The sequence below is a fragment of the Crossiella sp. SN42 genome (assembly GCF_023897065.1).
Classification (GTDB): Bacteria; Actinomycetota; Actinomycetes; order Mycobacteriales; family Pseudonocardiaceae; genus Crossiella.
In genome coordinates this window covers 154777-167244 of sequence record NZ_JAMHIV010000025.1, presented here as the reverse complement: position 1 = coordinate 167244, position 12468 = coordinate 154777, and the positions used below count along the sequence as shown (strand labels likewise).

General features: G+C 72.3%; 13 protein-coding genes. 3 read left to right on the top strand and 10 right to left on the bottom strand.

Annotation, left to right across the window (positions count from 1 at the left end):
- Positions 1-5: 5 nt before the first annotated feature.
- On the bottom strand, positions 6-884 hold the full coding sequence (locus M8C13_RS28730) for a hypothetical protein (protein ID WP_252483845.1): 879 nt from the start codon (positions 882-884) through the stop codon (positions 6-8).
- A 197-nt stretch (positions 885-1081) separates the two neighbouring features.
- On the opposite strand from M8C13_RS28730, the gene M8C13_RS28725 reads away from it, so the two are divergent.
- Both M8C13_RS28725 and M8C13_RS28720 read left to right on the top strand, forming a co-directional pair.
- Complete coding sequence (locus M8C13_RS28725) at positions 1082-1264, top strand: DUF3073 domain-containing protein (protein WP_252483844.1); 183 nt, start codon at positions 1082-1084, stop codon at positions 1262-1264.
- Positions 1265-1475: 211 nt separating this feature from the next.
- The gene (locus M8C13_RS28720; RefSeq protein WP_252483843.1) at positions 1476-2030 is read left to right on the top strand and encodes an HdeD family acid-resistance protein; all 555 of its coding nucleotides are present in this window, start codon (positions 1476-1478) and stop codon (positions 2028-2030) included.
- A gap of 1 nt (position 2031) precedes the next feature.
- Here M8C13_RS28720 and iolD read toward each other — a convergent pair whose 3' ends face one another.
- Genes iolD through M8C13_RS28675 form a run of 9 tightly spaced genes read right to left on the bottom strand, consistent with a single transcriptional unit; the run spans position 2032 to position 11336 of the window.
- Complete coding sequence (gene iolD, locus M8C13_RS28715; protein WP_252483852.1) at positions 2032-3897, bottom strand: 3D-(3,5/4)-trihydroxycyclohexane-1,2-dione acylhydrolase (decyclizing); 1866 nt, start codon at positions 3895-3897, stop codon at positions 2032-2034.
- A 20-nt stretch (positions 3898-3917) separates the two neighbouring features.
- The gene (gene iolB, locus M8C13_RS28710) at positions 3918-4808 is read right to left on the bottom strand and encodes a 5-deoxy-glucuronate isomerase (RefSeq protein ID WP_252483842.1); all 891 of its coding nucleotides are present in this window, start codon (positions 4806-4808) and stop codon (positions 3918-3920) included.
- A complete protein-coding gene (locus M8C13_RS28705) occupies positions 4805-5695 on the bottom strand; it encodes an aldolase (RefSeq protein ID WP_252483841.1) in 891 nt (296 codons plus the stop codon). Before M8C13_RS28705 ends, iolB begins: the two co-directional genes overlap by 4 nt.
- On the bottom strand, positions 5692-6633 hold the full coding sequence (iolC, locus tag M8C13_RS28700; protein ID WP_252483840.1) for a 5-dehydro-2-deoxygluconokinase: 942 nt from the start codon (positions 6631-6633) through the stop codon (positions 5692-5694). Before iolC ends, M8C13_RS28705 begins: the two co-directional genes overlap by 4 nt.
- A complete protein-coding gene (locus M8C13_RS28695; RefSeq protein WP_252483839.1) occupies positions 6630-7412 on the bottom strand; it encodes an ATP-binding cassette domain-containing protein in 783 nt (260 codons plus the stop codon). Before M8C13_RS28695 ends, iolC begins: the two co-directional genes overlap by 4 nt.
- The gene (locus M8C13_RS28690) at positions 7409-8443 is read right to left on the bottom strand and encodes an ABC transporter permease (protein ID WP_252483838.1); all 1035 of its coding nucleotides are present in this window, start codon (positions 8441-8443) and stop codon (positions 7409-7411) included. Before M8C13_RS28690 ends, M8C13_RS28695 begins: the two co-directional genes overlap by 4 nt.
- The gene (locus M8C13_RS28685; RefSeq protein WP_252483837.1) at positions 8440-9429 is read right to left on the bottom strand and encodes a sugar ABC transporter substrate-binding protein; all 990 of its coding nucleotides are present in this window, start codon (positions 9427-9429) and stop codon (positions 8440-8442) included. Before M8C13_RS28685 ends, M8C13_RS28690 begins: the two co-directional genes overlap by 4 nt.
- Positions 9430-9447: 18 nt before the next feature.
- Complete coding sequence (locus M8C13_RS28680; RefSeq protein ID WP_252483836.1) at positions 9448-10329, bottom strand: TIM barrel protein; 882 nt, start codon at positions 10327-10329, stop codon at positions 9448-9450.
- The gene (locus M8C13_RS28675; protein WP_252483835.1) at positions 10326-11336 is read right to left on the bottom strand and encodes a Gfo/Idh/MocA family oxidoreductase; all 1011 of its coding nucleotides are present in this window, start codon (positions 11334-11336) and stop codon (positions 10326-10328) included. Before M8C13_RS28675 ends, M8C13_RS28680 begins: the two co-directional genes overlap by 4 nt.
- A gap of 120 nt (positions 11337-11456) precedes the next feature.
- Here M8C13_RS28675 and M8C13_RS28670 point away from each other — a divergent pair, with 120 nt between their 5' ends.
- A complete protein-coding gene (locus M8C13_RS28670) occupies positions 11457-12467 on the top strand; it encodes a LacI family DNA-binding transcriptional regulator (RefSeq protein WP_252483834.1) in 1011 nt (336 codons plus the stop codon).
- Position 12468 lies beyond the last annotated feature (1 nt).

Below are 12468 nucleotides of genomic sequence, written 5' to 3'. Positions count from 1 at the left end.
CACAGTCAGTTGTACTGCTCGCGGTTGATCAAATCGTCCCAGAACTCGCGCAGTTCGGCGTAGCGTTCGGCGACCTCTTCGGCGTCGCCCGCCTCCAGGGCCGCGATCACCGCTTGGACGTCCTGGGCCGAGGTGTCGGCGAGCAGGGTGTCGTCGTCGATGAGCTGGACCAGGCCGCCGTAGTCGAGCTCGACCACCGAGCGGGGGTGGAAGTGGGCCAGCCAGCGGCCGGTGTCGCGCAGCACCCTGGCCGGGCTCTCCTCACCGAGGGCGTTGTGCACCACGGTGAAGGCGTGCGAGACGCGGCTGCGGGCGTCGGTCATGCTGACCCGCCAGCAGCACATCCGCTCCGGGTCGTCCGGGGCGGCCAGCACCAGGTGCCGCGCCTCCGGCTCGACCATGGCGAACCAGGGCAGCGGCACGCTCCAGGTGGCCGAGATGACGTGGGCGGCGCCGCCGGGCATCTCGGCCAGGGCGGCGGCCGCGCGGGCCTTCACCACGTCGGCAGGCTGCTGGAGCGCGGCGTCCAGCAGGGGCAGGGTGGCGGTGCCGACGAAGCCGACCAGGCCGGCCGCGCTGCGCGCCTTGATGTCCAAGGGGCACACCAGGGGGCCGGGGCCGATCTCCGCGCCCTCGGCCAGCGGCACCTCGGCCGGGTCCAGGACGAGCACGTCCAGCGGTTGCGCGCCGACCGTGTCAGCAGGTAGGAGCCGGGGCGGGGCGGCCAACTGTGATCGAAGCCACAGTTCGCGTTCCCGGTCACCGACGGCACCACGCGCCGTCCCGCCGACCCCAAGAGCCTGCTCCACTTGGGCGCGTAACGGCTGATCCAGCACGGACAGTGGTTCGTACACCCGCAGGTAGGCGACGAACGGACGTGGCACGCCGGAATCGTGCCACGCGGCCAGAGCAGTGCCGCACCCCGGTCGGCGGAGGTGGTGTGACGCACGCCTGGGCAGGCGTGGCCACGTCGCGATCGGGGGCACTGACACGGTACTGTGGCGGCCAGGAAAATACCGTTGAGACGAGCGGGGCCGCCGTTCCCCCGGCCGCCCCCGTCCCTGTGCGAGGGGGTCGAGCCATGGGGCGCGGCCGTGCGAAGGCCAAGCAGGCGAAGGTGGCCCGGGAGCTCAAGTACAGCACCCGGTCCACGGACTTCGACGCCTTGCAGCGCGAGCTGTCGGGTGGCAAGTCCGATGGCGATCGGTCCGATGAGGACCGCGTCGACGACTCGTACGACGACGGATACGACGACCGGCGTTGAATGACGCGCACTAGGCGGTGGCTGATCTTTCGGCCACCGCCTAGTGCGCGCCTTCATGCGTTGGGCGCGTTTCCGGCGTCCCGAGTGGGCTCCCCGCAGGCGGGTGATTGGCGTGCCCGGCTACGGTTCCGGACCGCGCCGGTGATCTTCGAGCGGTTCGGGCCTGCCGCGCCGAATGGCCCGGACCCGCCAACGGGTCAACAATCAGCGCATGGGTGATCTGTTGCTCCGGCGCTGGTGGCTGGTGGTCGTGCGCGGCGTGGCCGCGATCCTCTTCGGTGTGCTCAGCCTGGTCTGGCCGGGCCTGACCCTGCTCGTGCTGGTGGTGCTGTTCGCGGTGTACGCGCTGCTGGACGGCATCGCGGCGATCGCGGGCGCGGCGGCGGACAAGCTCGCGCCGCCCGCGGACCGCTGGCTGGTCGGCCTGCTCGGCGCCTTCGGCGTGCTGGCCGGTCTGGTGGCCCTGCTGATGCCCGGCATCACCGCGCTGGTGCTGCTGTTCCTGATCGGCGCCTGGGCCGTGGTCACCGGCGTGCTGGAGATCATGACCGGCTGGCAGCTGCGCAAGGTGATCACCGGCGAGTGGCTGCTGTTCGTCAGCGGCGCGCTGTCGGTGGTGCTGGGCGGCCTGCTGTTCGCCTTCCCCGGTGAGGGCGCGGTGGCGCTGGTCGTGACCATCGCGATGTTCGCGATCCTGTGGGGGATCGTGCTGGTGCTGCTGGGCATCCGGCTGCGCAAGCTGGGCCGGGACCTGGCTTCGACCTAGCTCAGCCCAGGTAGCGGAGCTGCCTCGCCTTCTCGGTGGCCGCGGCCTGGTGGGCGGTGGTGATCTCGGTGCGGTGCGCGGTCTCCGGGATGCCGACCTCCCACCAGGCGCCCGCCTCGGTCCAGGAGGACGGGTGGGTGCGGATGACCACCACGGCGGGGCGGTGTTCGGTGCGCGCGGTCTGCTTGGCCTGGCGGTAGGCCTCGGCCAGGGCGGTGAGGCTGTCCACCGCGGTGACCGCGCAGCCCAGGCTGGCCGCGTGCGCGGCGAAGTCGACCCTGGGCTTGCCGCCGGTGCCGGAGCGGCAGTGCTCGTACATGTTGTTGAAGCCGGCGCCACCCTGGCCCTGTTGCAGGCGGTTGATCACCGCGTAGCCGTCGTTGTCGCAGACCACCGCGACGAAGCCATGGCCGGCGAAGGCGGCGGAGAACAGCTCGGCGTTGAGCATCAGGTAGGAGCCGTCGCCGAGCAGGGTGGTGACCACGCCCTCGGGGTGGCTGGCCGACCTCGCCATGGCCGCGCCCCAGGCGCCGGATAGCTCGTAGCCCATGCAGGAGAAGCCGTACTCCACGTCCATGGTCTGCGCGCCCTTGGCCCGCCAGCCGCCGATCAGCTCGCCGGGCAGGCCACCGGAGGCGGTCATCACGTAGTCGTGCTTGCCGGACTCCTCGTTGACCACGCCCACCACCTGGGCGTAGGTGGGCAGATCGGCCGGGGTGGTGCGCAGGGACTCGATGTGCGCGTCCCAGCGGGCGCGTTCGGTTTCCGCGGTGGCGGTCCAGCCGGCCGGGGCCTGCCAGGAGCCCAGGGCCTGGCCGAGCTCGCGGATGCCTTCCTGGGCGTCGGCGACCAACTCCTGGGCGGCGTGCTTGACCGCGTCGAAGCGGGCGGTGTTGAGGCTGATGATGCGGACGGTCGGCGCGAACACGGTCCAGGAGGCGGTGGTGAAGTCCTGCAGGCGGGTGCCGATGGCCAGCACCACGTCGGCCTGCCCGGCCAGGGTGTTGGCCGAGGTGGAGCCGGTGACGCCGAGCGGGCCGGCGTGCAGCCGGTGCTCGTGCGGGACCAGGGTGCGGCCGGCGGTGGTCTCGGTGACCGGGATGCCGTGCTGCTGGGCGAAGTGGAGCACCTTGCTGCCCGCGCCGGAGTAGCGCACGCCGCCGCCGAGCACGATCAGCGGGCGTTGCGCCGAGCGGAGGGTCTCCGCGGCGGCGGCCAGCTGGCGGGTGTCCGGGCGGGGGCGGGGCACGGTGTGCAGCACCGGTTCGAACAGCGCGGCCGGGAACTCGTAGGACTCGGCCTGGATGTCCTGCGGCAGGGCCAGGGTGACCGGGCCGCAGTCGGCCGGGTCGGTGAGCACCCGGGCCACCTGCGGCAGGGTGGACATCAGCTGCTCGGGGCGGGTGATCCGGTCGAAGTAGCGGCTGACCGCGCGGAAGGCGTCGTTGACCGTGCCGGTCGGGTCGCCGAAGTGCTCGACCTGCTGGAGCACCGGGTCGGGGGCGCGGCCGGCGAAGGTGTCGCCGGGCAGCAGGAGCAGCGGCAGCCGGTTGGCGTGCGCCACCCCGGCCGCGGTGACCATGTTCAGCGCGCCGGGCCCGACCGAGCTGGTGGCCACCATGACCTGGCGGCGGTGGGTGGCCTTGGCGTAGCCGACCGCGGCCAGCGCCATGCCCTGCTCGTTCTGCCCGCGCCAGACCGGCAGCTCGTCCCGGTGCTCCTCAAGGGCGTTGCCCAGGCCGAGCACGTTGCCGTGGCCGAAGATGGCGAACACGCCGGGGAACAGCGGGGCCTGCTCGCCGGTGAGCAGCTCGGTCCGCTGGGCGATCAGCCAGCGCACCAGGGCCTGGGCGGTGGTCAGCTTCACGGTGGACACCACGGTGCTCCTCAGCGGTCGGTGCGGCCTGCGGCGGTGGTCACCGGGCAGCGCGGGTCGGTCTGCTGATCGGCCCAGGAGTCCCGGATCCAGGTGTGCGCCGGGTCGTCGCAGAAGGCCATCGAACGCTCCTCGGCCGGTCCGGCCAGCACGTTCAAGTAGTACATGGGATAGCCGGGCGCGGCCACGCACGGGCCGTGGTATCCGCGCGGCACCAGGAAGACGTCGCCGTCCCGGACGGTCACGTCCTCCTCGATCTCACCGTCGGAGGTGTAGGTGCGGTGGAAGCCGAAGCCCTCGCGGGAGGGGGTGACCTGGTCGCGGGCGGCGATCCGGAAGTAGTAGATCTCCTCGTTGACCACCTCGCACTCGGTGGCCTCGTCGTGCTTGTGCGGCGGGTAGGAGGACCAGTTGCCGTCCGGGGTGATCAGCTCGCAGGCGTTGAGCTTGTCCGCGTGCTCCCAGACGCCTGGCACGCCGAAGTTGTTGACCTGCCTGGTCGCGTTGCCCGCGCCCCTGGTCTCGGCAGGCACGTCCTCGGCCGGGCCGTACTTCGGGGTGAGGCGGCGGGCGCAGCGGGCCATCGGCAGCGCGAGCTCCGCACCGTGCGCGGAGGTCAGCGTGACGGTGGCATCCCTTGGCACGTAAGCGAAATCGGTGACGCGGGTGAACACCGAGTCGCGGCCGGTGAGCTCGAAGCGCTCGCCGTCCACCTCCACCACGCAGCCGCCGGAGAGCGGCAGCACGAACGCCTCGAACTCGCCGGTCTCCACCACTCTCGGCGTGTTCGGGTGCAGCACCAGCACGCGCAGCCCGGTGTAGGTCCAGCCCGCCTCGGCCGGGGTCAGCCGGACCGCGTCCTCGCCGTCGCTGATGGTGCCCAGTGGCCGGTGCAGGTTCACGCCGGGATCTCCTTCAGCAGTTGGGCGGCCTTGCCGACCGCGGTGGCCACGTCGCCGTCCGGCGGGTAGAGCAGGGTGCGGCCGACGACCAGGCCGCGCACCGCGGGGTGCCGCAGCGGCGGACCCCACTTCTCCAGGTCGGCGTCCGGGTTCCCGGACGGCACGCCGCCGAGCAGCAGGATGGGCAGGGTGGTGGCGTCCAGCACGGCCAGGTCGCGGACCGCGGGCAGCTTGAGCCAGGTGTGCGCGGAGGTGGTGCCCAGCGCCGAGGCCACGGTGACCGCGCGGGCCAGCGACAGCGTGTCCTGGCGCAGCACCAGCTTGTCCTGCTCGTCACGGGCATACGGCAGCGGTTCGACCATGGCCATCAGGCCGTGCCCGGCCAGCTCGGACACCGCCCGCGCGCAGGACTCCAGGGTGGGGATGGTGCCGGGGTCCTCGTCCACCAGGCGCAGCAGCATCTTGCCGCCGTCCAGCCGGTTGTCCACAATGGACTGCGCGTCATAGCCGGTGAAGCGGTCGTCGATCTCCCAGTCCGCGCCGGCCAGGCCGCCGCGGTTCATCGAGCCGATGACCACCCGGTCGTGCAAGCCGTCCAGCAGCAGCAGTTCCTCGATGATGTCCGGACTGCCCAGCACGCCGTCCACCGCGGGATCGGCCAGCGCGGTGAGCAGCCGGTCCAGCAGCTGCCGCCGGTTGGCCATGGCCAGCGGGTCGCCGCCGACGCCGAGCGCGCCGCGGGCCGGGTGGTCCGCGGCGACCAGGAACAGCGTCTCGCCCTGGAAGGGGTCGGCGCGGACCCGGCGCTCGGCGTAGGCCCTGCCGACCGCCTCGGGATCCCTTGCCCTGGTGCGCAACAACTCGGCCCAGCGGGAATCGGTGATCACACTCGCTCCAGCAGTTCGTCGATCTCGGCCGGGGTGGGCATGGCGTCCGCGCAGGCCAGCCGCGCGGCCACCAGCGCACCGGCGGCGTTGGCGTACTCGGCGATGCGCACCGGCGGCCAGCCCGCGAGCAGGCCGTGCGCCAGCGCGCCGCCGAAGGCATCGCCCGCGCCCAGGCCGCACACGACCTCGACCGGACACGGCGGCACGGTCCAGGAACCTTCTTGAGTGGCAACGAGAACGCCCTCAGCGCCCTTCTTCACCACGGCCAGGGACAGGCCGCGGTCGAGCAGCCGGGCGGCGGCCTCCTCCGGGTCGGCGGTGCCCACCGCGACCTCGACCTCGGTGCGGTTGCCGACCGCGACCGTGACGTGGTCCAGCAGCCGGCCGATCTCCCGCCGCGCACTGTCCACATCGGACCAGAACATCGGGCGGTAGTCCAGGTCCAGCACGGTGTGCGTGCGACGGCCCCTGCGCGCCAGCATCGCGCGCTGGGTCGAGCGGGCCGGTTCGGCGCTCACCCCGGTGCCGGTGACCCACAGCAGCGGGACCTGCTCGACCAGCTCCCACGGCACGTCGGACTCGGTGAGGGTGAGGTCGGGCGCGGTGGGCAGCCGGTAGAACAGCAGCGGCGGGTCCGCGGGCGGGTCCAGCGCGCAGAACACCACCGGGGTGAGCAGATCCGCGGCCGTGCCAACGTGGTCCGGAGACACGCCGAAGCCGGTGAGGGCCTGCCGGACGTAGTCGCCGAAGCCGTCCGGGCCGACCTTGGTGAGCACCGCGCTGCGGCGGCCCAGCCGGGCCGCCGCCACCGCGACGTTGGTGGCCGTGCCGCCGAGGGACTTGGCGAAGGTCTGGACCTGCGCCAGCGGCACGCCGGACTGCTCGGGGTACAGGTCCACGCCCACCCGGCCGACGGTGAGGATCTCCAGCGAGGTCACGACCCGGCACCCCGCAGCTCGTGCTCCAGCGCCTCCAGCTCGGCGCCACCGGCCATCTGCCTGGTCAGCTCGGCCAGGCTGATCTCCGCCTTGTCGAAGCTGCCCAGGCTGCGGCCCCGCTTGAGCAGCAGGAACCGGTCGGCCACCGGGTAGGCGTGGTGCGGGTTGTGCGTGATCAGCACGACCCCGAGCCCCCGGTCCCTGGCCTGGGCGACGTAGCGCAGCACCACCCCGGCCTGCTTCACGCCGAGCGCGGCGGTCGGCTCGTCCAGGATCAACACCTTGGCGCCGAAGTGCACCGCGCGGGCGATGGCCACGCACTGCCGCTCGCCGCCGGAGAGGGTGCCCACCGGCTGTTCCACATCGCGCAGGTCGATGCCCATGTCCGCCAGCGCTTTCCGGGTGGTCTCCCGGGCGGCGCGGCGGTCCAGGCGGCGCAGCGGGCCCCAGCCGGTGGTGGGCTCGGAGCCGAGGAAGAAGTTGCGCCACACCGACATCAGCGGCACCACGGACAGGTCCTGGAACACGGTGGCGATGCCCCGGTCCAGTGCCTCCCTCGGCGAGGCCAGCCTGGTGGGCACGCCGTCGAGCAGGAACTCGCCCTCGTCGTGCTGGTGCGCGCCGGCCAGGATCTTGATCAGCGTGGACTTGCCGGCGCCGTTGTCGCCCAGCACGCAGGTGACCTCGCCGGCGCCGACCACGGTGGAGACGTCCTGCAACGCGATCACGCTGCCGAACCGCTTGCCGACCCCGCGTACCTCCAGCAGTGGTGTGCTCATTTCCGCACCCTCTCCGCGCGCCGCCGGAACGTGTTGTTGACCAGCACCGCGGCCAGCAGCATCACGCCGAGGAACAGCTGGAACCAGTCGCTGTCCCAGCGGGCGAAGACGATGCCCTGCCGGGCCATGCCGAAGATCAGCGCGCCGATCGCGGCCCCGATGGCCGAGCCGAAGCCGCCGGTGAGCAGGCAGCCGCCGATCACCGCGGCGATGATGAACTGGAACTCCAGGCCGATGCCCTGGTTGGCCTGCACGGTGGTGAAGCGCAGGATGTTGATCGTGCCCACCAGCCAGGCGGCGAACGCGGTGGTCATGAACAGCAGGATCTTGGTGCGCATGACCGGCACGCCCACCGCGCGGGCGCTGGGCGCGGCCCCGCCCACGGCGAAGATCCAGTTGCCGAAGCGGGTGCGCATGAGCAGCCAGCTGGCCACCGCGGCCGCGCCGATCCACCACACGATGGAGATCTGGAACGAGGTGCCGCCGATGTCCACAGTGGACGCGAACACGAATCCCGCTGACTCGTAGCCGTCCGCGGCGCGCATGCCGGAGACCTGCACGCTGCCGGTGACCAGGCGGGTGACGCCGAGGTTGAGCCCTTGCAGGGCGAGGAAGGTGCCCAGGGTGACGATGAAGCTGGGCAGGCCGGTGCGCATCACCAGCCATCCGTTGAGCGCGCCCACCGCCAGCGCGAACACCAGCGAGGCCAGCACGGCCAGCCAGGTGTTCCAGCCGAGCTTGGTGGCCAGGATCGCGGTGACCAGCGCGGTGGAGGCGGTCAGCACGCCCGCGGAGAGGTCGAACTCGCCGCCGATCATGAGCAGCGCCACCGCGACCGCCATGATGCCCAGCGTGGCCGAGTCGTCCAGCCAGGTGGCCACCCCGAGCGGGGTGAGGAACTGGTCGGTGAGCACGGAGAAGAACAGCAGCACCACCACGGCGCCGAGCACCGAGCCCAGCTCGGGCCTGGCCACCAACCGGTCCGCGAGGCCTTTGCGGCCAACGCGTTCGTCCAGCGTCGCGGTCGTCACCTGGTCCCCCTCTCCGCGTACTTGCCGACAGTGTCCACAGTGGACTTGTCCACCAGGTTGGGTCCGGTGAGCACGGGCCTGCCGCCGCCCACCACGTTCGCGTTGTCCCGGTACAGCTTGAGGAAGGACACCGGCAGGTAGCCCTGCAGGTACTGCTGCTGGTCCACCGCGAAGAGCACCTGACCTGCCTTGATCGCGGCCACCACGTCCGCGTTGAGGTCGAAGGTGGACACCTGCGCCTTGCTGCCCGACTCGCTGATCGCGCTCACCGTGTTGCCCGCGACCTGCGAGTTCAGCGTGAGCACCGCGTCGATGGCCGGGTCGGACTGGAGCGCGCCCTTGATCCGGGCCTGCGCGTCGGTGGGGTTGCTGATGTCCACCTGGAGGTTCGACGCCTCGCCGAAGCCCTGTTTCGCGCCCTCGCAGCGCTGGTTGAGGCCGATGTTGCCGGCCTCGTGGATCACGCAGAGCAGCTTGCGCTTGCCCTCGGTCTTCAGGCGCTTGCCCGCCGCCTCACCGGCGACCGCCTCGTTCTGGCCGATGTGCGTGATGGCCCCGAACTCGGCACTGCGCGCCTCGCCGGAATTGACGGTGACCACCGGGATGCCCGCGCGCACCGCCCTGGACACCGACTCGCGCAGCGCGTCCGGGTTGGCCATGGACACCACCAGGCCGCCGACCCGCTGGGCCACCGCGTTGTCCACCAGCTTGGCCTGTCCGGCCGGGTCGCCGTCGGAGTTGTACTCCACGGTGACGCCCAGTTCCTTGCCCGCGGCCTCGGCGCCGTTCTTCACCACGTTCCAGAACGAGTCGCCGGGGGTGCCGTGCGAGATGACCGCGATCCGCAGCGGGCCCGCGGACACGTCGCCGACCGGACCGCCGGTCGGATCGGGCCCGCTGGCCTTCGGTCCGGTGCAGGCCGACAGCAGCAGCGCACTGGCCGCCACCGCCAGCCCGGCCCGGGTCAACCTGGTGCTTCGGGACATCGTCGTCCTTCCGAAGGATCAGTTGAACAGGGGGCGAAGGTGGTCAAGACTGCGCGCGGTGTCCTGCTTCGGCCGCGCGGCCGCGTCGGCGTCGCCCTCGGCCAACGCGGTGTCCTGCTCCAGGACGTACCAGCCCTGGTAGCCCGCATCGCGCAGGAAGCGCACGATGCCAACGATGTCCACGTCGCCGTCCCCGAGCGGCACGTACAGCCCCTGGCCGACCGCGGTGGCGTACGGCAGCTCGCCGTCCCGCACCCGTGCCGCGATGTCCGCCCGGACGTCCTTGAGGTGCAGGTGGCCGATCCGGTCCGCGTGCTCGCGGGCCAGCTCGACCGGGTCGGCGCCGCCGATCAGCAGGTGCCCGGTGTCCAGGCACAGCTCCAGGTCGGAGTCGGCCAGGAACCGCGCCACCTCGGGCCCGCGCTCCACGTGCGTGCCCACGTGCGGGTGCAGCACGGTGCGCAGGCCGTGCCGGGCGGCGATGTCCCTGATCCGGCCGGAAACCCTGATCAGGGTGGCCCATTCGGCGTCGGTGAGCGCGGGGCGCTCGTCGTAGCCGTCCAGGCCGGTGGCCGCGGCCAGCACCAGCACCTCGGCGCCGGTGGCCGCCAGCAGCGCGGCCGTCCGCTCCGCTTCGTCCACTGTGGACTGTTCGACGGTCTCGTCGTGCAGGACCACGGCGAGGAAGCCGCCGATCATGCTCAGGCCGTGGCCACCGAGCAGCTCGCGCAGCTTGGCCGGGTCGGTGGGCAGGTACTCCGGCGGCCCGAGCTCGGTGGCGGTCAGGCCCAGCTCGGCCATCTCGCCGAGCACGGTGTCCGCCTCGATCAGGTGGCCCCAGCCGGGGACCTCGCAGACGCCCCAGGAGATCGGCGCGCCGGCCAGCTTCGGCGCGCTCACGCGGTCACCGCCGCGGGCTCCAGGCGCACCGGCTGACCGGAGCGGCGGGACTGCTCGCAGGCCAGCGCGAGCTCAAGGCTGACCAGGCTTTCCCTGGCCGGCGACGGGTTTTCCGCGTTGCCCGCGACCACCTCGGTGAACACCGCCATCTCGTTGAGGTAGGCGCGGTGGAAGCGCTCGGTGAAGCCGGGGTAGGCGTCCGCGGCGGCCCGGGGGCCGTCCGGTTCCAGCGAGGTCAGCGGGGTGCGCGGGTCCAGGCCGACGGCCAGGGAGTCCTTGCTGCCGAGCACCTCGATCCGGTGGTCGTAGCCGAGCGCGTCCTGGCGGCCACCGGCCAGCACGGCGTGCGCGCCACTGGCGAAGCGCAGCGTGACCACGGCGTTGTCCACGTCGTCGGCCTGCGCGAAGGCCTCGTGCACCAGCACCGAGCCGGAGGCGTAGACCTCCACCACCGGCTCGCCGAGCAGCCAGGGCACCGCGTCCAGGTCGTGGATGAGCAGGTCGCGGAAGATGCCACCGGAGGCGGGCAGGTAGCCGAAGTCCGGCGGCTGCGCGTCGTGGCCGATGGCCCTGGCCAGGTACACGGTGCCCAGCTCACCGGAGCGGATGCGGCGGTGCAACTCGACCACGGCCGGGTCGAACCGGCGCTGGAAGCCGACCAGCACCTCCACCCCGGATGCCTCCACCTCGGCGACCAGCGCGCGCATGGTGTCCAGGTCGCCCGCGATCGGCTTCTCGCACAGGGTGGGCACCCCGGCGGCGACCGCCCGGCGCAGCATCTCCGGGTGGGTGTCGGTGGGGGTGGCCAGCAGCACCCCGTCGGCCGCGGTCAGCAGCTCGTCCAGGGTGTCCACCGCCCTGGCCCGCTCGCCCAGCGCGGCGGCCGAGGCCGCGGCCCGGCCGGGCACCGGGTCGAAGAGCACGACCTGATCGAGGGAGGGCAAGGTGGCGAGGTTCGTGGCGTGCATGGTGCCGATCCGCCCGACTCCCGCTACTCCGATCCGCATCCGGGGATCTCCGTCCTGGTCAACGCGGTTGTGCGTTAGAGCGCTCTATTGGTTGGAGCGCGCTAATGCTGTAGCGTCCGCCTCGCGGTGTCAAGGGTCACAGCCAGTTGGAGGAGCAGGATGGGCCGTCCGACCATGGAGGACGTGGCGGCGCGGGCCGGGGTCTCCCGCGCGCTGGTCTCGCTGGTGATGCGCGGTTCGCCCAAGGTCTCCGCGCAGCGGCGGGCCGCGGTGCTCAAGGCCGCCGAGGAGTTGGGCTACTCACCGCACGCGATGGCCCGTTCGCTGGCCAGCCGCACCTCCACCGTGCTCGGCGTGATGGTCTCCGACCTGCACAACCCGTTCTTCGCCGAGGTGGTGGACGGGGTGGACGCGGCCGCCCGGGCCGAGGGGTTCGACCTGATCATCAACACCGGCGGCCGCAGCCCCGCCCGCGAGCGCGGCGCGCTGACCAGCCTGTTGTCCTTCCGGCCAGCCGGACTGGTGCTGCTCGGACCCGTGGTGAGCGCGAGCGCGATCGGCGCGGCGGCCGAGCAGGTGCCGGTGACCCTGGTGTCCCGGTCCGCCCGTCTGTCCACTGTGGACACGGTGAATGACGACGGCGAGGTGGGCTCGCTGCTCGCGGTCGATCACCTGGTCTCGTTGGGGCACAGCCGGATCGTGCACCTCGACGGTGGCGGCGGCTCGCAGTCCGCGCTGCGCAGGCGGGGTTATGAGCTGGCCATGCGGCGGCACGGGCTGACCGCCGAGGTGGTGCCCAGCGAGTACACCGACGCGGCCGGGGCCAAGTCGGTGCGCGAGTTCCTCAGCTCCCGCAACGGGAAACCGCTGCCCACCGCGATCGTGGCGGCCAACGACTACAACGCCATCGGCGCGATCTCCGCGCTGGAGGAGGCCGGGCTGCGGGTGCCGCAGGAGGTCTCGGTGGTCGGCTACGACAACAGCGCGCTCGCCTCGCTCCGGCACGTCTGTCTGACCACCGTCGACCAACCGCGGATCGAGATGGGGCGGCTGGCCGCCGAGGCCCTGCTGGAGCGGGTCCGGCACGGCCGCACCAGCCCGGTCCGCCACCTGCTGCACCCGTCCCTGGTGATCCGCTCGACCACCGCCGCTCCCCCAGGAGGTTCCTGAC